A 20,290-nucleotide genomic window follows, 5' to 3' on the forward strand; every position below is an offset into this window, starting at 1 on the left:
ATTGGAAAGAACATGACTGGGCTACATGATATTCGTCTGAACCTTCGACACAACCACCTGCGGGCAGAATCCAAGGTATTGCGGGACCTGACAAGCCGCAATCCGATTGACGCAGCAAGGCGGGCGGTGGTCCAGAATCGCGCGGCTGATCTTGTACGCGCGATCCGCAACGACAGCCGCCCCGGCCTGATGGAAGTCTTTCTGGCCGAATATGGCCTGTCCACCAATGAAGGCGTGGCCCTGATGTGTCTGGCCGAGGCACTGCTACGGGTGCCCGACGCAGATACGATTGACGCGCTGATCGAGGACAAGATCGCACCTTCGGCCTGGGGGCAGCATCTAGGGCAATCGTCGTCGTCTCTGGTCAACGCCTCCACCTGGGCATTGATGCTGACGGGCAAGGTTCTGCAGGATGGTACCGGCATTGCTGCGACCCTGAAAGGGGCGGTGAAACGGCTGGGGGAACCGGTGATCCGGGTCGCGGTGGCGCGGGCGATGAAGGAAATGGGCGCGCAGTTCGTGCTGGGTGAAACCATCGAAGAAGCACTAGAACGCGGCAAGAAACAAGAAGCCGAGGGTTACACCTATTCGTACGACATGCTGGGCGAGGCTGCTTTGACAGCCCACGACGCCAAGGCGTTTCTGGCCGCGTATTCGGACGCCATCGCCAAGCTGGCCAGGGAATGCGACGCGCAAGACATTCGGGAAAACCCCGGCATTTCGATCAAGCTCTCGGCGCTGCATCCCCGCTATGAGGTCGGGCAAAAAGACCGGGTGATGGCCGAGCTGGTGCCCCTGACGTTGCAACTTGCACAACAGGCCAAGGCCGCCAATATGGGCCTGAATATCGACGCGGAAGAGGCGGATCGGCTGGATCTGTCCCTTGACGTGATCGAAGCTGTTCTGCGCGACCCGTCGCTTGCGGGCTGGGACGGGTTCGGCGTGGTCGTGCAGGCCTATGGCAAGCGCGCAGCCTATGTTCTGGATTGGCTGCATGCGCTCGCCGCTGAATTGGACCGTAAAATCATGGTGCGTCTGGTAAAAGGTGCCTATTGGGATACCGAGATCAAGCGCGCGCAGGTCGAAGGGCTGCGCGGCTTCCCGGTTTTCACTCGCAAGGCGGCCACCGATATCTCGTATATCTGCTGCGCCCAGAAACTGCTGGGCATGACAGATCGAATTTATCCGCAATTTGCCACCCATAACGCCCATACAGTGGCCGCGATCCTCGACATGGCCACAGACACACGCAGCTTTGAGTTCCAGCGCCTGCATGGCATGGGCGAAAGCCTGCATGATCTGGTCCTGAAGGGCAGCGGCACCCGGTGCCGGATTTACGCGCCGGTCGGGGCGCATCGGGATCTTCTGGCCTATCTGGTGCGGCGCTTGCTGGAAAACGGGGCGAACTCTTCGTTCGTGAATCAGATCGTGGACCAATCCGTGGCCCCGGAAATCGTCGCCGCCGACCCGTTCGACGCGCTCGACTCAGGCTCGAACGCGGCTGTTCTGCTGCCTGCCAACCTTTATGGAACCGAGCGCCCGAATTCGCGGGGCTGGGACTTGCACGACACAGAGGATCTGGCCGAGATCGAACAGGCCCGCGTGCCATTTCGCGCAAAGTTCTGGCAGGTTGGGCCGCTTTTGGAGGGCACGTCGCAAAACACCACAGACCGCCCTGTCCTCAATCCCGCCGATCACGCGGACAAAGTGGGTGTGGTGGCTGAGTCATCGGTAGAGGATGTCGAAACGGCACTTGGCGCGGCGGCCCAGTGGAACGCAGATGCTGAAACGCGTCGCCAGACCCTGTTTCGCGCCGCCGAGCTATATGAGCAGAACTTCGGAGAGCTGTTTGCCATCCTCACCCGCGAAGCGGGCAAGACCCCGATGGACGCCATCGCCGAGCTGCGCGAGGCGGTCGATTTCCTGCGCTACTACGCCGTGCGCGGTATCGAAGTTACGCGACCTGCGCGCGGTGTGATGGCTTGCATTTCACCGTGGAACTTCCCGCTGGCCATCTTCACCGGGCAGATCGCCGCCGCGCTGGCCGCTGGCAATGGTGTCCTAGCCAAACCGGCGGACCCAACGGCCATCACCGCCTGGGTCGCCGTCAACCTGATGCATGAAGCCGGGGTTCCGAAGACGGCGTTGCAACTGCTGCCGGGCCGCGGCTCGGTCGTGGGCGCACGGCTGACGTCGGACCCAAGGATCAAAGGGGTGTGCTTTACCGGCTCGACCCACACGGCGCAGACGATCAACCGCGCCATGGTTGATCAGATCGCCCCCGAGGCCCCTTTGATCGCCGAAACTGGTGGGCTGAACGCGATGATCGTGGACTCCACGGCGCTGCCGGAACAGGCGATCAAGGATATCGTCGCCTCGGCCTTCCAATCCGCCGGTCAGCGCTGTTCTGCGCTACGGCTGCTCTACGTGCAAGAGGACGTGGCCGAACCATTCCTCGAGATGCTATACGGAGCGATGGATGAGATGGTCGTGGGCAACCCATGGGACTTGCGCACAGATGTCGGGCCAGTGATCAGTGACGGCGCGCAGGGTGAAATTCTAGCCTATGTCGAAGGCGCCCGCGCGCAGGGACGCGTGTTGAAACAACTGGATACTCCGACAGACGGCACTTTCGTGGCCCCAACCGTCCTGCGTGTATCGGGTATTGCTGATCTGGAAAAAGAGGTGTTCGGCCCGGTCATGCATGTGGCCACCTACAAGGCGTCGGAACTGGACGCGGTGGTCGCTGCGATAAATGCCACCGGCTTTGGCCTGACCTTCGGAATGCACTCGCGCATCGACGACCGGATCGAACAGGTTACGTCGCAACTGTACGTCGGCAACATGTATATCAACCGCAACCAGATTGGCGCGATCGTGGGGTCCCAACCCTTCGGGGGTGAGGGATTGTCGGGCACCGGGCCCAAGGCGGGCGGTCCGTCTTACGTCAAGCGTTTCACCAAACCCGCGACGCATGGCCTTACCGCGGCCACGGGGCAGGCCGCCGATCAGGCCACGGTTCAGGCTGTCCTGACGGCAACCAAACGCCCGCCGCGTATCGCGTTGAAACGGCAACAGCTACCAGGACCGACGGGCGAGTCGAACACGCTGTCGACCTATGGCCGTGGCATCATCCTGTGTCTTGGCCCATCGCTTGAGGCCGCGCAGGCGCAGCGCGAAATCGCTGTGGCGCATGGCTGTTCCGCCGTCGTCGTTGCGCCTGCGGCGAGCGGTCCGAACACGGTGGACGGTGTACTGGAACCCGCTGTGTTAGGCTCGATTTCGGGCTTCGATGCGGTTGTCTGTTGGGGAGAAGAGGCGCAGCTTCGCGCCATCCGCACGGCCTTGGCGCAGCGAGCCGGTGCTTTGATCCCGCTGATCAATGACGCAGATTTTGGCGATCGCTGCCAGCTTGAGCGTCACGTGTGTATTGACACCACCGCCGCCGGTGGCAACGCCTCGCTTTTGGCGGCAGCAAGTTAACCCGCGACCGCCCCGGCAGACCGATTTGTCCGGGGCGGTGCGCAAAAATGAGAGGCTGTCAGATCAGCCCACCTTTACGACCATTTTACCAAAATTTCCCCCGGCCAATAGCTGATTGAACGCTTCAGGCGCGTTTTCCAGCCCCTCGACCAAGTGTTCTTTGTAAGTGACCGAGCCGTCTTTTAGCCAGCCGGTCATATCGCGAACGAACTCCTGATACACTTCGGGGCCGAAATTGTCGAAAATGATGAAACCCTGCATGCGTACCTTCATCCGCAACAACGTCCCCATGATCACCGGGCCCATATCCGGCCCCTCGGGCAGACCGGGCAGGTTGTACCAGGCCATGACGCCGCAAACCGGAACGCGCGCAAACGGGTTTAACAAAGGCAGTACGGCATACAGCACCTTGCCGCCGACATTCTCGAAATAAACGTCGATGCCATCCGGGCAGGCATCACGCAGTTGTCCGGCCAGATCATCCGAGCGATGATCCAGACAAGCATCAAATCCCAGATTTTGCACCACATGCGCGCATTTCTCGGGCCCACCCGCAATGCCGACCACCCGGCAGCCTTTCAGCTTGGCAATCTGACCCACAGTCGCCCCTACCGGGCCTGAGGCTGCGGCGACAACAACGGTCTCACCGGGTTTTGGCTCACCGATTTTCAGCAGCCCGGCATAGGCCGTATAGCCCGGCATCCCCAAAATCCCCAGCGCCCAGGACGGGTTGTCTGGTGATTGACCAAGATTGACCACCTGCACCCCGTCCGAGATCGCATAATCCTGCCAGCCGCTCATGTTCAGGACATAATCGCCAACCGCAAAGCCCTGAAGGTTCGACTGCTCGACCCGTCCCACGACCTGCGCAGTCATAACACCGCCGATCGCCACCGGCTCGGCATAGGATTTTGCATCATTCATGCGTCCACGCATATAGGGGTCCAAGGACAGAAAGACCGTGCGCACTAGCATTTCATCTGCCCCGGGCGTCGGGACATCGGTTGTCTCTAACCGCAGAGTGTTCTCGTCTGGCTGGCCCTTGGGGCGTTCGGCCAGAACAATACGGCGGTTTGTGTCGGGGGATTGGGGCATGGTGCTCTCCTACAAATCGGTTTGCCGTAGCAGAGACCGGATAGCTAAGATGTGCAACCCAATCTGCCCCGGAATTGTGGCGATACAACCATAGGCTGCTGAAATCCACCGATCTCTTCACCTTGCAAGGGTTTGACATTGCCGGGCCAATCGCCAACAACTTGCATGTCTCATTTCGTCAACCGACCCGCTGCGCCCGTGGTTTACAATCCTCATTTCGAAGGGCTGGCGCGTTTTGGGCCTGTTGCGGCAGGGACACGGCCCTCGGGGGCGCGACACAACCAGGAGGATAGGCAATGAAAGTCGGCGGCGTTCACTATCGGTCGATCTGGCGCGATGCGCAAAGCGGCGCAGTGCGGATCATTGATCAACGCTGGCTGCCGCATGAATTCAAAGTCGTCACCTTGTCCGCATTGGAAGATTTCGAAGTCGCAATCCGCGACATGTGGGTGCGCGGGGCGCCTCTGATCGGGGCGACCGCCGCCTATGGCATGGCCGAGGCGATGACGCGGGACCCCTCGGACGTGAATTTCGAACACACCAGCACCGTTTTGAACGCGACGCGGCCCACTGCGGTCAATCTAGCATGGGCACTGGCGCGGTGCCGTGCGACTCTGTTGCCGCTGCCCCCTGAAAACCGGGCGGACGCTGCCTGGGCGCTGGCCCAGGAGGTGTTCGAGGAAGATATCGAAATCAACCGCCGCATTGGTGAAAACGGCCTGGCCCTGATCAGAGAGATCGCCGCGAAGAAGCCCGCAGGCGAGCCAGTGAACCTTCTGACCCATTGCAACGCCGGCTGGCTGGCGACGGTCGATTGGGGCACGGCCACCAGCCCGATGTACCACGCCTATAACGAAGGGATTCCGATCCATGTCTGGGTCGACGAAACCCGCCCCCGCAACCAAGGGGCCCTGACCGCGTGGGAGCTGGGCGAACATGGCATCCCGCACACCTATGTGGTGGACAATGCAGGCGGGCATCTGATGCAGCGCGGGCTGGTCGATCTGGTCATCACCGGCACCGATCGCACCACCGCACGCGGCGATGTGTGCAACAAGATCGGCACCTATCTCAAGGCGCTGGCGGCCCATGACAACGAGGTGCCGTTCTATGTCGCCCTACCCTCGCCCACAATAGACTGGTCGCTGCAAGACGGGGTCGCCGAAATCCCCATCGAGGATCGCCCCGAGGCCGAGATTACCCTTATTCAGGGTCTGAATCAGGGTCAGATCGGCGAGGTTCTGGTCACGCCACAGGGCACATCAGGCGGCAATCCGGCCTTTGACGTCACCCCCAACCGTCTGGTCACGGGGCTGATCACCGAACGTGGCATCTGCGACGCCAGCACCCAAGGCCTGGCCGGCCTATTCCCCGACAAAGCCCATTGAAAGCCCACAGACTGCAAACCGAAAGAACACCGATGATTGAAAACTGGTACGACGCGGCAAAAGCACAGGAATGGCGCGCGGCGGCGGGCGATGACCCTGCCGATCAGGAACTGGCAGAACGTGTCTATACCTCGCGCCTGATCGGCCAGAACCCCGACCTGTTGATGCATGGTGGCGGCAATACTTCGGTTAAACTGGAGCGTCCTGATCTGTTCGGCGACCAGCGCCAGGTGCTGCATGTCAAAGGCTCGGGCTGGGATCTGGACACGATCGAGGCACCGGGTCTGCCAGGGGTCTGGCTTGATCCTTTGCTGAAGGCCCGGCAACTTGAAACCCTTTCCGACGAAGACATGGTCAACTACCAGCGCTCGAACTTGCTGGATTCGACCTCGCCCAACCCGTCGGTCGAAACGCTGCTGCATGCGTTCCTGCCCCATAAATTTGTCGACCACACCCATGCGACTCCGTTCCTGATCCTTGCTAACCTGCCTAACGCAGCCGAGATCTGCCGCGAGATCTTCGGCGATCGTTTGGGCATTGTACCCTATATCATGCCCGGCTTCGATCTGGCCAAAGCGGCCGCTGATGTCTACGACGCCAACCCTGCCGTCGAGGGGCTCTTGCTGCTGCAACACGGGCATTTTGCCTTCGGTGACACGGCGCAGGAAAGCTATGACAAGATCGTCAGCCACAGCAATGAGGTCGCCGCCTATCTGGGCCTGACGGGCGTCACCCCTATCGGCGAACGCCGTCCAGCTGAGGGTTTGCAGGTTCTGCCTATGCTGCGCGGTGTCATCGCCGAGGTGAATGCCGAGCGCGACGACGCGATGCCCATCTTTGATCTGCGCAACGGCGATCATACCCATACCTTCATGGCCCGCCCCGATATCGACGCGCTGGCCACACGTGGGATGGCCTCACCCGATCACGTGATCCGCACCAAGGGCCGCCCGCTGGTGCTGCGCCGCGCCGATCTAGCCAACCGCGAGACCATCAAAGCCAAGGTCGAAGGTTTTGCCGACGAGTATCGCGCCTATTTCAACCGTCAGGCTCCGCACGCCAAGGAACCCAAAACCCTGCTGACCCCTGATCCCAAACATGCCTGGATCGAAGGGATCGGCATCGTCGGCATGGGCGGAAACGCCAAAGCAGCAGCAGCAGCGGCCGATCTGGCCGAGCAAAATATCCGCGTGCGCGCCGTTGGCGAAGATGCGGGCGGGTTCTATCCAATCAGCGAAAAGGACATGTTCGACTGCGAGTATTGGTCGCTGGAACAGGCCAAGCTGGGCAAGGGAACGCCACCGCCGTTTCAGGGCAAAGTCGTCATGATCACGGGCGGTGCGGGCGCGATCGGGCTGGCCACGGCCAAAGCCTTTGCCGCCAAGGGGGCCAACCTGGTGCTGATCGACAAGGACCCGCAGGCCTTGGATCAGGCACTGGACCAGCTTGGGCGGTGGCACGTCGCACATGCCGACGACATCACTTCGGACGGTGCGGCCCAGCGGGCGATGGACGCAGCGATCCTCGCCTTTGGCGGCTTAGACATCCTGATCTCAAACGCAGGCACAGCCACGTCGGGGGCTTTGCTGGATCTGGACGATGCGGCCTTCCGGCAGGCGTTCGAATTGAATTTCTTTGCCCACAAGAATTTTGCCACCGCCGCCGCCCGCGTGATACAGGCGCAGGGACGCGGCGGGCAGATTCTGTTCAACATCTCAAAACAGGCGGTCAATCCCGGCAAGAATTTCGGGGCCTATGGCACGCCGAAAGCGGCCACCATGTTCCTGATGCGCCAGTTGACTTTGGAACTGGCCGGTGCGGGCATTCGCGTGAACGGGGTGAATGCCGACCGCATCCGCTCGGGCCTGTTAACGGACGATTTCATCAAGGAACGCGCCTCCGCCCGTGGTGTCAGCGAAGACACCTATATGGGCGGAAATCTTCTGGGCCGCGAAGTTCAGGCTCACCACGTCGCCGACGGTTTCGTGACCCTTGCACTGTCCGAGCGTACGACCGGCCACGTCCTTACCGTCGATGGCGGCAACACTGAGGCCGAACTGCGTTAGCCGGGTGATTTCTGCGCCTGCTGCCACTCTCGCCAATGCTGGTCCAAAGGCCCCTGTACTGCAGCCATCACGGCCTCGGCCTGTTCAGCGGGAATGGCGACGCGGTCAATCGGAGCGATACTGGGATTGCACCAGGTCGTGGCCCCCAGCCGGTTGCCAAAGCAATCAAAAATCACATAGTCGAAATGGTCAAACATATCGGCTAGCAGATAGCTGTTATTGGGTGAACTCGTGACATTGAACTCAAACGCTACAACGGGTCGGAAGTTTTCGAACGTTTTGTGAGCACCGTGCAGGACCTCAAGCTCGAACCCTTCCACGTCGATTTTGATGAAACCAGGTGTCAGGCCGAACTGATCGACTAGCACATCAACGTTCAGCATATCCATACGGATGGTTTCAAAATCATCCTCGATATCAGGGAAGAACTCTTCAATGTAATTTGGGCGCGCGGAGCCAAGCTCGTGATGAGTTTCGGAATAGGTAAAACTGACATCGCTGGCCGCCCGAGACCCGATAAGCACATTGGTAATGTCGACCTGCGGGTCGCCCGCAAAATCCTGCTGCAACGCGCGATGCAGCGTCGGGTGCGGTTCGACTGCAATCAGCTTCTGGTCCGGTCGGCGAAAGGCATTGCGCATGGCATGGGTGTGAAACCCTTTGTTTGCCCCGATGTCGATAGCGTCACCGCCGCGTTCAAGCACCGGCGTATAATATAGCCGGACAACATCATGCAGCGCCTGCATGAAGGGATCAGGAAACCAGCCGTCTTTTACAAACGGAGCATACTGCGTTTGCAACTGCTGCGGCGTCGGTGCCTGAGGACTGGATTGCACCGTTAGATTTAACGCTTTGAACGTCATCAGGGTTATACGCGGGTCGCTGAACCGAAGGCCAATGATCGGATCCACTTCGGACCCATCCAGCTCGAAAACCAAGGTCTCGCGGCCCCAAGCATGATCCAGTAACCGCGGGTGAGAAGCCGCGTTGAAATTTCGATTTTCAGGGGCGCCGTGCTCCAAATAAGCTTCGAAAACAGGCGGCATGTCGCCGCTTTGATCATGGCGCCCAAATCATGAGAACGACACTTCAACCCACTGTTTTCCGCCTGACAGGTCAAGAACCTGGTCTAGGCGGAAAAATGCGGCATGGAAGTGCATATCCTGATTTTGAGAAACCCGGACGAAACGCGCTGTTCTATCCCTGGCCTCGAAGGTCATATAATCTGGGCTTGTCGAAAATACTTCCATCAAATGCGATCCTTAGTGAGGCGTCGGAGGCCAAAAAAGCTCACGGCCCAAAATAGCTGTTGTGTGCGGTTAAGTCAGCCCGCACGCTAGAAGTCAATCGACATAAACACAAGCAATGACCCCTTAAATAACCCATTCGAAACTGGCGATTTTCCGCTTGTCCCGCTCCACTGCATTTGCCCCTGTTCAAATCCAATGTGCTAGTGTCTGGTAAATGTCACTTTAGTGTGCGAGTGACCTACCCGACGAATGCGGAATGAGGCTCAGGATGAGAGTATTGGTGACGGGTGGAACCGGTTTTCTGGGGCAAGCAGTCTTACGCCAATTGGCGGAGAAACCTTTTCACATAGGCAGCTTGCAACGGGCATCATCTACCTCTGTTGACGACCTTCTCGCAGATGGCTCCGCGACCGTTGAGACACTGATCCTGAAACCAGAACTGAAGGATATTTGCGCGCAGGTCGAAGCCTTTTCGCCTGATGTAATCGTGCATATCGCGGCCGTTTCTCGGGCCAAGGAAGACGAAGAGGGCATACGCGCGATGCTCGAGGTCAACACGCTATTGCCGTCGCTTCTGGCCCAGAGCGCGGCGCGCTGCGGGGCGAAGGGCATGGTGGTATGCGGCACAAGCTGGCAAACTTCGTCGCCAGAAAACATCTATGACCCGTTCAACTACTACGCAGCGACAAAGCAGGCCGCCGAAGATATTCTGGTTCCTTTCGCAAAGAACGGGCTGAATGTCATTTCCCTTAGAATGTTTGACAACTACGGCCCATCAGATTGGCGCAACAAAGTCGTCGATCTTGTTTTTAACGCAGTCGTCGCGCAAGAGCCCCTGAAAATGTCGCCGGGGTTTCAGAAAATGGACCTCGTCTACGTCGAAGATGCTGCGGCTGCGATTGTCGCCGCGACCGAGCGCGCGGTAGGCGACCCGCTGGACCAATTGGAAGTCTATGGTGTGTCTTCAGGAGAGCATCACTCGCTTCGCGATCTCGAAGCATTGATCGGCGAGATCGCGGAGGCAGCACCCCCCATCCAATGGGGTGAACGCCCTTATCGTCCGAATGAAATAATGGAGCCCAATCGCAAATTGGCGCGCGTTCCGGGGTGGTCCCCTCGCGTCAGTCTTCGTAAAGGTCTTGAAAGAGTGTGGGAATCAAAACGCAACGCATTGAGACTGGCAAAGTAAATGTCGCAAAAACACACGTTCACAACTCTCGCGCTGCTGGACAACATCCAGTTTCCAAAGCTGGAAAACGGCAAACCGCTTGCCTTGAACTACAGCCACGACAAGAACCTTGTTTCAATTTGTGCACGAAGCGCTCAGACGCGGTCACACTGTATTCTTGGCCTCAGCGCAGGAACCTACGGACCCGAAATTCCGCGTGAAGGTAGTCAGCGCCTACCCCAACTATGTGTGCGAAACCGCAGATATTAACAACAAGGACGTCGATTTTGTCGTGAGCGTTTTCCCCGACGCTCTCAACATCAAGCCGACATTTCCCAGTGCCAAGATCATCGCCATTACGCCCGCTTTGCATTGGGTTGAAGATCCTGGCTTGTTTACGCACGACTACTTGCGGCGGGTGATTACCGCGGCCCACTATCATGTGGACTATTACGTCACCCAAAATATCCGTATGAAGCAGGTGCTGTTTTCCTTGCTGCACCTGCTGGCGCGGTTTCCTTACGAAGATCGTATCCTGGTCGCACCCCAAGGGATCGTGGATGAGGTCAAGCGACAGGCCCCTGATCGGCAGGAACTGCGGCAGAAACTGGGACTAGAACCCGATGACATCATGGTTCTGAATTCCGGCGGCATTTGGAAATGGACAGACTTCAACACTTTTTTCCAGGCGTTCTGCGAATTCACTGTCGAAAACCCGTCTCATAGGCTGCGGCTCTACATGATGGGAATTGTACAGCCCTTTAACCGCGATCACGACGAATACGTCGCGCAATTCCGTGCCATTCTGGACAAGTACCGGGATAAGCTGGGTAAACACCTTGTCCTGTTTGAAGACTGGGACGAGGGCGGTAAACATGTCCAAGACTATCTGAGCATCGCCGATGTTGGGATCAATGTCAGCCAGGACACGCTCGAGGCGTGGCAAAGCTACAGAATGCGCTTTCTGGACTACATGTATTTCGGCATTCCAGTGATCAACACGTCCGGGGATGATTTTTCGACCAGGCATCCCGACGCGTTGTTCGTTTGCAAACCCAAAGATACAGAATCGTATAAAACCATATTCCGGCAAATTACGGATCGCCCGGAGCTTGTCAGCGAAAAATCAGCCATGATGCGCGAAATTGCAGCTGAATATGATAGCCAACAAACCTATGGCCGCCTGATCGAAAAGCTCGAGCGTTTGCCCGCGCGCCCTGAAAAAGACCATGTCATGTGGGATGCAAGCATTGCCGATCAGCCAGATTTTTCGGCAACACCTACGCTGCACCATGCTCAGGAACGGCATAAAAACTGGTTTGTCAGAACTTGGAGACGCCTCACCCAGAGCCGAAAACGCAACCGAATGCGGATGAGGCACATGTTAGCCGGACAAAGTTATCTGATCGAGCGGCAGGCGGTGGCTGTCGACCAGCTTTCGAAGATAGATATACAGCAAAAGGAAATCGCTGACGCTCTGGATCGTCTGAACTCGGCCGTCAATCAAAAGGACGCGCCAACGCAACAAAAGTAGGAATGGAATACTTGTTGCAAAGGGCAGCAGCATTTGGGAAGCGTAAACCACAATAAATACTCGAAGAAATTATTTGCGTTCAATAAATCCAAACACCCAGGAACTGAAAGATAGAAAAATGAAGGCTGTTATTCTTGCCGGCGGGTTCGGTACGCGCCTTGCAGAAGAAACCGGATTGCGCCCTAAGCCGATGGTTGAAATAGGCGGCAAACCGATCTTGTGGGATATCATGAAAACCTATTCCCACCATGGCATCAATGATTTCGTTATTTGCCTGGGATATAAGGGCTACTTTATCAAAGAGTATTTCCAAAACTATTTCTTGCACAATGCCGACGTCACTTTTGACATCAAACAAAACAGCATGACCGTCCATGAAATGCGAGCCGAGCCTTGGACCGTTACACTGGTTGAAACCGGCGAAAACTCTCAGATTGGCGGCCGGATCAAGCGGGCTTCGCGGTATTTCAAAGATGACGAGGCCGTGTGCATCACCTATGGGGACGGCGTCGCTGACGTTAACATCACTGCTGCCATCGAATTCCATAAACAACACGGAAAACTGGCTACCGTCACCGCCGTTCAGCCTCCGGGGCGGTTTGGCGCACTGGACCTTCAAGACGAGAAGGTGCTCGGGTTTCAGGAAAAGCCGGTTGGCGACGGCGGCTGGATCAATGGCGGATATTTCATCGTTTCTCCGAAAATCGTGGACTATATCGACGATGACTTCACGGTTTGGGAGCGCGAACCTCTGGAAAACCTTGCAAATGACGATCAGTTGCGGGCTTGGTACCACCATGGTTTCTGGCAACCCATGGATACCCTGCGGGACAAAGAGCATTTGAACCGTCTTTGGTCCAACAACGAAGCAAAATGGAAAGTGTGGTGACGTAGCATGTCTAAGAAAATCCTAGTGACCGGAAACACAGGTTATGTCGGCCCCGTTCTGGGGCGTTTTCTGAAACAGCGACACGCGGACCTGCATCTGGTCGGGTACGACGCGGGCTTTTTCTCGCATTCGCTGACCGGGTCCGATTTCCTGCCCGAAATCGTGTATGACACACAGCACTATGGCGACACACGCGACATCACCGCTGACCATCTTGCGGGCTGCGACGCGGTGGTCCATCTGGCCGCCGTTTCCAACGACCCCATGGGCAAAGAATTCGAAACAGTCACCCATGACATCAACCGCGCCGCAAGCGTTCGGCTGGCCAAGCTTGCCGCCGAATGTGGCGTATCGAATTTCGTCTTTGCCTCCTCCTGTTCCATGTACGGCGCGGCCGAGGGCGGCCCGCGCAAGGAAACCGACGCTACCGCCCCGCAAACCGCCTATGCCCGGTCCAAAATAGGCACCGAGCTTGACCTGCAAGAGGCCGATCTGGGCGACATGACCCTGACCTCTTTGCGGTTCGCAACTGCCTGCGGCATGTCCGACAGGCTGCGTCTGGATCTAGTGCTGAACGACTTCGTGGCCTGCGCCATGGCTACCAACAAGATCGTCGTTCTCAGCGACGGAACGCCGTGGCGGCCCTTGATCGATGTCGAGGACATGGCTCGCGCCATTGAATGGGCAGCTCTGCGCGAAACGTCGAATGGCGGTAAATTCCTGGCCGTGAATGCCGGACGTGACGAAAGCAATGTGCGTATCTCTGAGCTGGCCGAAAAGGTCAAAGCACAATTCCCCGGCACCGTGGTCGAGATCAATACCGACGCGCCGCCCGACAAACGCTCGTACCAGGTTGACTTCGCGCTGTTCAAATCGCTGGCCCCCGAGTCCATCCCGCAAGTGACACTCGAGCAATCCATCGAACGTCTGCGCGCAGGGCTGGAACATTTCGGCTTTGGCGACACTGATTTCCGCAGTTCGTCTTTCATCCGCCTGAACGCACTGCGTGCGCATATCGACAGCGGACGTTTGTCGCGTGATCTTCGCTGGGGGTCGCTGTAAATGCTGTTCACCCCGACCCCGCTTGAAGGGGCTTACCTGATCGAGCTGGAAAAACGCGGCGATGACCGCGGCTTCTTTGCCCGAATGTTCTGCGAGGACGAGTTCAAAGCACATGGCCTTGTCGGAAAGTTCGTGCAGATCAACAATTCATTGACCATGTCGAAGGGCACAGTGCGTGGTATGCATTATCAACTTCCCCCCCACGCCGAGGTCAAGCTGATGCGCTGCGTAAAAGGTGCGATCTTCGATGTCATCGTCGATCTTCGGGATGGGTCAAAGACGTTCGGTCAATGGTTCGGCGCTGAACTTACCGCTGAGAACCGCAAGATGATGTATGTGCCGAAAGGCTTTGCCCACGGCTTCATGAGCCTTACTGATGACACGGAAATTATCTATCCGGTAAGCGCGGCATACGCGCCGGGAAGTGAGCGTGGTCTGCGTTGGGATGATCCGGCGATCGGCATCAATTGGCCTATGGCAGCTCAGGAAGTTTCGCAGAAAGACCAAACGTGGAACGATCTGGTCAGATCGACCCATGCAGTAAAAGAAACTGAGTAATTTGCGGAAACTGGCCCAGGATTTCTGTAGGTCAGCTTCGGAAGTTACCCGATTTTGATACTAAGAATGTTGTGGCATAGCCGGTAGAGCACACGGAAGGCACCGTAAGGTGAAAAACCCTATGAAATCGCGGATTCGAAACAAACACATCAAGCGCAGCGTTGACGAATTGATCGCACAAGTTAGCGAGCTAAAACAGGCGCTGACAGGTGACGGTTCGCTTTATCCAGCGCAACCTGCGGAACTTGCATTGAATCTACACAAGGCGATCGTAGGGAACTGGAGCGCGGTTGCTGCTACATGGCCGCTGGCTCGGACACCCAATGTCGACATTGCTCCTGACTACGAAACCCCCATACCGTCGCGCGACAATATTGGCAGGATACAGGGTAAGTATAATCCCTGTGTCGTGGGCACAGATGGATCTGAACCGGATGCGCTGAATAAGTCGTTTATTTCAGGCGGCATAGAAGACATAACCGTTGTCATGAACATCAGCGAGGTTATGGGACTGCCGCTAACCAAGGACACCGTTACACTTGATTGGGGCGTCGGTTGCGGACGCATCGCCAGACATATCCCCGACATATTGAAACCAAATTTGTTTGGCGCTGACGTTGACCCTGTCAATATTGCCTATTGCAAGGAGAACATGCCGTTCGGGGACTACACAGTGCTCGATCCATACAGCGCAACACCTTACGATGACGATCAATTCGATCTGGTCTACTCTCATAGTGTGCTGACCCATCTTGCAGAACCTGACCAAAATCACTGGCTCAAAGAATTGTCGCGCATAACCCGTGGCTTGATGGGTCTGTCTGTTCACGGCCCGTATAGCGTGTCTACCGCCGAGTGGTCGAAAAACCCCTACGCGGTCGAACACTACATGTTGCAAGGCATCGTAGACGCACCCGACCCGAACCCAGACATCGCAGACGTAACCGACCCGGAATATTATCGCGATATTGGCCATACACCCCAGTACATTCAAAACCACTGGTCAAAATTCGTGGAAGTCGTCGAGATTATTCCTAAAGGCTTCGGGCATGTGCATGATGCAGTGGTCTGTCGTCCAAAATAAGATAATTCCCGCAGGTTCAACTAACCTACGAGCCTGCGGAAAAACCACTTGGGCTCGGCACCTGAGCGGACCGATACATTGAAGGCCGGCGCATTTCCGCGATAAAATGCGGTGGTCAGATCCCGGTTTCAATTGGTTGCCACCTTCAACAGGGCTCGAACTTAAATAACAGGTATGAACAACTTGGCTCCAAGCGATCAACTGCTCGAACGCGTCGATTCCTTTGATTTTCTATCGGTCGATATTTTCGACACGCTTCTGTTCCGCCACTGCAAGTCTCCTGTTGATCTGTTCGAATTCATGGCGGACCACCCTGAGGTCCTCCTAGCTACCCAACATTTCAAAGACTATCGCACTGGCGCCGAGGCAATGGCGCGAGAGGATGCTTCCGCACAGCGGATCGAAGACGTGACGCTGGATCAGATCTATGCCTGTTTCGCGCAACTGACAAATTGCACAAAAGATCAGGCTGACAAGATCAAACAGCTGGAACTTCGGACTGAACGCGATCTGTTGCATGTGACGAGCCTGGGTAGAAAACTTCTGACACGTATTCAGGACAGTAAGTCGCGTTGGGTGATCACCTCGGACATGTACCTGCCGAAAGACGAGTTGGAAGATCTCCTGACGCAAAAGGGTATAACCGGATGGGAGCGCGTCTTCGTCTCCGGTGAACAGGGTAAGACCAAGCACACGGGCAGCCTGTTTGACGACGTCGCAGCGCATTTTGATGTACCCCGCAACCAGATCCTCCACATTGGCGACAACCGCCATGCAGACGGGAAAATGGCGACGCAGGCAGGGTTCATATCGCATGTGCTACTGGCTAGCAAAGACCTGCCAACGCGATCTCCAAAACCCCGGCGACACACTAGTCTGCTGAATGGAACGCAGCCGATCTCACAGATTTTTACCGCCAACTACTTGGAAACACATCACTACGACTCGGAAAATGTCGACTTTCGAAAACTGTCCGACGACCAGTATCTTGAAGCGTTTGGCGCCTTGATGATTGCTCCGCTCATTACATCGCTGTTGATTTGGATAAAGCGGGAAATGGACAAACAGGGCATTTCGCGGCTCGCGTTTCTGGCACGAGATGGGATGTTTCCAAAAGCTGTTTTCGATCTGCTTTGGCCGCGAGGATATGAAACTCAATATGTTGCTGCTTCCCGGCGTTTGTTGACCCTTCCTTTTACCGAGTTAGACCCTGATACAATCGCGGGAATGTTGCATGCCACGCTTGAGGGTTCGCAAACGCTCGACGCGTTTCTCGGGAAGATTTCCGCAGGCCCGCTGTTGAAATCTCTATTTACAGACGCCGGCCTATCCGGCACGGACGAACTGACAAAAGAGCGCCGCCGCACCATCCTGAACCTGTTGCGTGAAAACCCTGACGCTTTCTATCAATCTTTCGCGCATGAAAAGGAGGTCCTGTCCAACTACTACCGCTCGGTCTTCCCTGAAGGCACACATACAGCCATCTTCGACGTCGGGTGGCGCGGCAGTTTACAGCGGTCTATTGATGAGATTATCGGCAAGGACGCACATGTTCTGGGTCTTTATTTTGGCACGAGCGCTCAGGCTGCCTCTATTCTGCGCCGAAATGGGCTGGAGTACGAAAGTTTCGCCGCCTCCAATGGCCTTCCTCTGTTCATGTATCCTTGGGTCGAAGACTTCCGCGATATCGTAGAATTCTTCTTTTCTGCCGATCATGGCAGCGTTCTGGGTCTACAGGAAAAACCGCAGGGCGAGATCGCTTGGAAGATGTCTGACGTCAGTAAGGCAGAAGCTGAAAACCTCCACCGCGCCAAAAAGATTCAGGATGGCGCGCTGCGTGCCATCAAGTCGGTCACTTCGGCCATACCCATCGATGTGCTCGCCAAATATGCCGATCCAAGGGACGAAAAGGATCTTCGACAGTTTCTAAGCAAACCGCACCGCCACGATGCCGCCCGCTTCAACAAGGTCCGCATATTTTCAGGTGTGGGCGATACCACCGGAGAAAGCCTGACCCGCGTTGGCGAACGCAAATCCCATTACCGAAATGCGAAAGGCAGCCGGTGGAGGGCTGGCTACGTTGCTCAGCTAAACCCGATCGCATTCGCCTGGGTGAAATTGCAGTTCCGGAAAAGGAAGCGCATCCGATTGTAACGGATCGAGCCAGAACGCGAATCTAGCCCGGGAATTACTGGCACTTAATGTCGAAACACACAGTGTCTTCCCTGAGGATACGGCCCGTAAACCTGACGTCAAACCACCGCTTCAGCCGCATCGGGCAGCAACAAGGTCAGATTATCTTCCGCAAACAGGTCAAAAGACACGTCCCATGCAGCGCCGGGCCACAGAAGTTGCAGCTGTTTCTTCGCGGGCCGGTAGACGGCTGTATAAAGCGTCCCGAACCCGGATTTGAAGGCGGTGGAATAAAGCGGCGGGCGCAGGAACGCGTCGATGAAACGCTTTTCGCTTTCGGGGTGCTGGTTCAGGCGGTTCAGCAGAAACCGTTCCCGTTCGACCGTTGCGGTAAACCGCGCATGTTTGGACCACTCAACCTGCCCCTGATGGTTTGTCGCCACCGGCACATCTGAGATTTGAGGGTGCCGGTCAGGGGCAAGATAGACCGTGCTGTGATTGTATTTCGCGTCCAGTACGGTGACGTTATAGCTCATGTGGCAGGGAATGCGGCAGAGCGCATCTACCGCTTGTGCCGTGGTCTCACAGGTCTGCAACACATAGCGCAAGATCAGCGGCACGCCGAAGCCGTCGCCCACCTCGCGCCGACCGCCAAAAGTCAATGAGACCGTAAGGCCGGTATCGTTGATGCCATCCAGCAGGCCCAGAATGCCATCGCTCATCCCGATCACGCCGCGCCCGCCCCAGCGGGTTTTCAACAATGCAGCGTCAAAGGTTTTGGGGTGGTAGTCGTAGTTGCGCACCAAAATGGGTGTCTTGCCACGCCAGATCGCCTGGCTACACCCCGACAGATATTTGGGCGGGCAATAAAAGCTGAGAAACCGCGCCTGACTGTCGCTGCCGCCCACCAGTTCAACCACCTCTTCATATAGCGGCAGGATCTCGGGCATGTGCGTTTGCAACGCTCGCAAGCATTCGCGATAGGTGGGCCGCGCCGAATACCCCTCTTGCACCCACCATTTATGGTAGGCGGGCCAGTATTCGGCAAACAGCCCGGCCAGCTTGGGACCGGGCTGTTCCTCGTCGATTGAGCGAAAAACAAGCGCCATGAGGCCTTCTACATGATTTTGAACGCAGGATCTTCCATCGGCTGCGCGGCTGGCAGCGGTTCGGCGGCGTAGGCCGACGTAATGCCGTGAATCCACTTTTTCGACTTGTCCGTCAGCTTGAACCCCTTGGTCATTGACCGTCCCCGCGTCACCAGAATGCCCAGATCGGCCCCTTCATAGCGGTAGTCGCCGACATTCGAGATGCGCAGAAAGAACGCCTCATTCTCTCCCACTGCGCGGCGGTGATAGTCGAAGCGGTCAAACACCACACGGCCATCTTCGAGCATCTTGTAGATGCCCGATTGCGGGGCCTGCGTGATGCGGTCGACGCTGTCATCGGTATGCTTGATCACCATCTGCGACCAGCTGTCGATCATGTCAGGGTCGGCCCAACGGGCGTTCAGTTCCTCGACATCCAACTCGAAGGGCTTCTTCGAAAATTCCAGAAGGTGGAACAGGAACAGCGGCGCGTCGGCATGGGCAAAAGCCGCATGGTTGGTCATCGAACTGGCCCCAGTGATACGCGGGTTCAGCTCACCCAGCCATAGCTCATCGGTTTTCTTGTCGATCAGGAAATCCAGTTCGAAATAGCCACGATAACCGGATTTGCGCAGTTCCTCGCCGAACTGGAAGGTCAGCTGCCGCGCCTGTTCGCGCGCCTTGGGTGGGAACGCAGTCGAGAATATCTCGTTCCCGCACCAACCGCCGCGATAGGGGGTGAGTTCGTTGAAGCCCACGAGCTCGGTCATCAGCGGTCCCACAATAGTGCCTTCGGACGTCGCGCAGGCCTCGATCGCCGCACCGCGACAATCGATCCGCTTCATGATCTTGATCTCGCCCTCGCCTACGATCTCATCCTTGTGTTTGTTGAAATCCGCCTCGGATTTGATGAAGAAAGTGGTGTGGCCGCTGTCGCCAAAGGCCGATTGTAGCACCAGATCATGCCCCAACCCGGCTTTGTCGCAAATTTTCTTCAGGTGATCATAGCTTTTGACCACGCTCAGCGTATTGGGCACCGACGGCACACCCGCCTTGTTGCCGATGCGGACCGTTTCGATCTTGTTGTCGCATTTGGTGCGCAGCTTGGCTTTGGGGAACCACAGCTGACCACCCAGTTCCTTGACCAGTTTCTCGGTCGTCTCATCGAACATCAGGAACACAAATTTGGGCTTGCCACCGCGCCGCTTGACCAGGTCGATGACCTCTTTGTGCTGTAGCAGATAGTTGTTGATGTCTTCGATCGACTGGAATTCGTCATGCGGCATCTCAGATGGCACGAACACGTTAGGATGCCGCCCGTCAAAGCAATCCATGTAGCAGATATAGGTGAAGTTCATCACCCACTCATCCAACCCCAACAAGTTGAAATTGGTCGCCGACACAAAATAGATCGGGTCCTTGTTGGTGTGGAAATACCGGCGGATTTCCGAAATGTTCTTCAGCACCTTCTTAGGCATATGGTCCTCCCAGT

General features: G+C 56.8%; 15 protein-coding genes. 10 read left to right on the forward strand and 5 right to left on the reverse strand.

Annotated elements, in window-relative coordinates; genetic code table 11:
• Window positions 1-12 precede the first annotated feature (12 nt).
• A complete protein-coding gene (gene putA / locus ACR3E7_RS21320; RefSeq protein WP_480503688.1) occupies window positions 13-3,483 on the forward strand; it encodes a bifunctional proline dehydrogenase/L-glutamate gamma-semialdehyde dehydrogenase PutA in 3,471 nt (1,156 codons plus the stop codon).
• 63 nt (window positions 3,484-3,546) lie between these two features.
• Here putA and ACR3E7_RS21325 read toward each other — a convergent pair whose 3' ends face one another.
• Entirely contained in the window at window positions 3,547-4,578 is a 1,032-nt protein-coding gene (locus tag ACR3E7_RS21325; protein WP_480503687.1) for an NADP-dependent oxidoreductase, read from the reverse strand.
• A gap of 296 nt (window positions 4,579-4,874) precedes the next feature.
• On the opposite strand from ACR3E7_RS21325, the gene mtnA reads away from it, so the two are divergent.
• On the forward strand, window positions 4,875-5,966 hold the full coding sequence (mtnA, locus tag ACR3E7_RS21330) for an S-methyl-5-thioribose-1-phosphate isomerase (protein WP_480503686.1): 1,092 nt from the start codon (window positions 4,875-4,877) through the stop codon (window positions 5,964-5,966).
• A gap of 32 nt (window positions 5,967-5,998) precedes the next feature.
• Window positions 5,999-8,032, forward strand: a complete 2,034-nt coding sequence (locus tag ACR3E7_RS21335; RefSeq protein WP_480503685.1) for a bifunctional aldolase/short-chain dehydrogenase — start codon at window positions 5,999-6,001, stop codon at window positions 8,030-8,032.
• On the opposite strand, the gene ACR3E7_RS21340 is transcribed toward ACR3E7_RS21335, so the two are convergent.
• A complete protein-coding gene (locus ACR3E7_RS21340; RefSeq protein ID WP_480503683.1) occupies window positions 8,029-9,078 on the reverse strand; it encodes an FkbM family methyltransferase in 1,050 nt (349 codons plus the stop codon). The genes ACR3E7_RS21335 and ACR3E7_RS21340 overlap by 4 nt on opposite strands.
• Window positions 9,079-9,105: 27 nt before the next feature.
• Window positions 9,106-9,282: a hypothetical protein gene (locus ACR3E7_RS21345; protein ID WP_480503681.1), complete on the reverse strand. Its 177-nt coding sequence runs from the start codon at window positions 9,280-9,282 to the stop codon at window positions 9,106-9,108.
• 268 nt (window positions 9,283-9,550) lie between these two features.
• Here ACR3E7_RS21345 and ACR3E7_RS21350 point away from each other — a divergent pair, with 268 nt between their 5' ends.
• From ACR3E7_RS21350 to ACR3E7_RS21380, 7 genes are all read left to right on the forward strand, one after another.
• Window positions 9,551-10,471: an NAD-dependent epimerase/dehydratase family protein gene (locus ACR3E7_RS21350; RefSeq protein ID WP_480503680.1), complete on the forward strand. Its 921-nt coding sequence runs from the start codon at window positions 9,551-9,553 to the stop codon at window positions 10,469-10,471.
• A 196-nt stretch (window positions 10,472-10,667) separates the two neighbouring features.
• Window positions 10,668-11,984: a glycosyltransferase family protein gene (locus ACR3E7_RS21355; RefSeq protein ID WP_480503679.1), complete on the forward strand. Its 1,317-nt coding sequence runs from the start codon at window positions 10,668-10,670 to the stop codon at window positions 11,982-11,984.
• A 118-nt stretch (window positions 11,985-12,102) separates the two neighbouring features.
• The gene (gene rfbF, locus ACR3E7_RS21360; RefSeq protein ID WP_480503678.1) at window positions 12,103-12,873 is read left to right on the forward strand and encodes a glucose-1-phosphate cytidylyltransferase; all 771 of its coding nucleotides are present in this window, start codon (window positions 12,103-12,105) and stop codon (window positions 12,871-12,873) included.
• A gap of 6 nt (window positions 12,874-12,879) precedes the next feature.
• Window positions 12,880-13,935, forward strand: coding sequence for an NAD-dependent epimerase/dehydratase family protein (locus tag ACR3E7_RS21365; protein WP_170773282.1), 1,056 nt, complete (start codon window positions 12,880-12,882; stop codon window positions 13,933-13,935).
• A complete protein-coding gene (gene rfbC / locus ACR3E7_RS21370) occupies window positions 13,936-14,493 on the forward strand; it encodes a dTDP-4-dehydrorhamnose 3,5-epimerase (RefSeq protein ID WP_480503676.1) in 558 nt (185 codons plus the stop codon).
• A 121-nt stretch (window positions 14,494-14,614) separates the two neighbouring features.
• Window positions 14,615-15,577, forward strand: a complete 963-nt coding sequence (locus tag ACR3E7_RS21375) for a class I SAM-dependent methyltransferase (RefSeq protein ID WP_480503675.1) — start codon at window positions 14,615-14,617, stop codon at window positions 15,575-15,577.
• Between the two features lie 174 nt (window positions 15,578-15,751).
• A complete protein-coding gene (locus ACR3E7_RS21380) occupies window positions 15,752-17,731 on the forward strand; it encodes an HAD-IA family hydrolase (RefSeq protein WP_480503674.1) in 1,980 nt (659 codons plus the stop codon).
• Window positions 17,732-17,829: 98 nt separating this feature from the next.
• On the opposite strand, the gene ACR3E7_RS21385 is transcribed toward ACR3E7_RS21380, so the two are convergent.
• Together ACR3E7_RS21385 and ACR3E7_RS21390 are read right to left on the reverse strand one after the other, a co-directional pair.
• On the reverse strand, window positions 17,830-18,819 hold the full coding sequence (locus ACR3E7_RS21385) for a C45 family autoproteolytic acyltransferase/hydolase (protein WP_480503673.1): 990 nt from the start codon (window positions 18,817-18,819) through the stop codon (window positions 17,830-17,832).
• Between the two features lie 8 nt (window positions 18,820-18,827).
• Complete coding sequence (locus ACR3E7_RS21390; RefSeq protein WP_170785722.1) at window positions 18,828-20,276, reverse strand: biotin carboxylase; 1,449 nt, start codon at window positions 20,274-20,276, stop codon at window positions 18,828-18,830.
• Between the last annotated feature and the right edge of the window lie 14 nt (window positions 20,277-20,290).

This window comes from Ruegeria sp. BK1, from assembly GCF_056535645.1.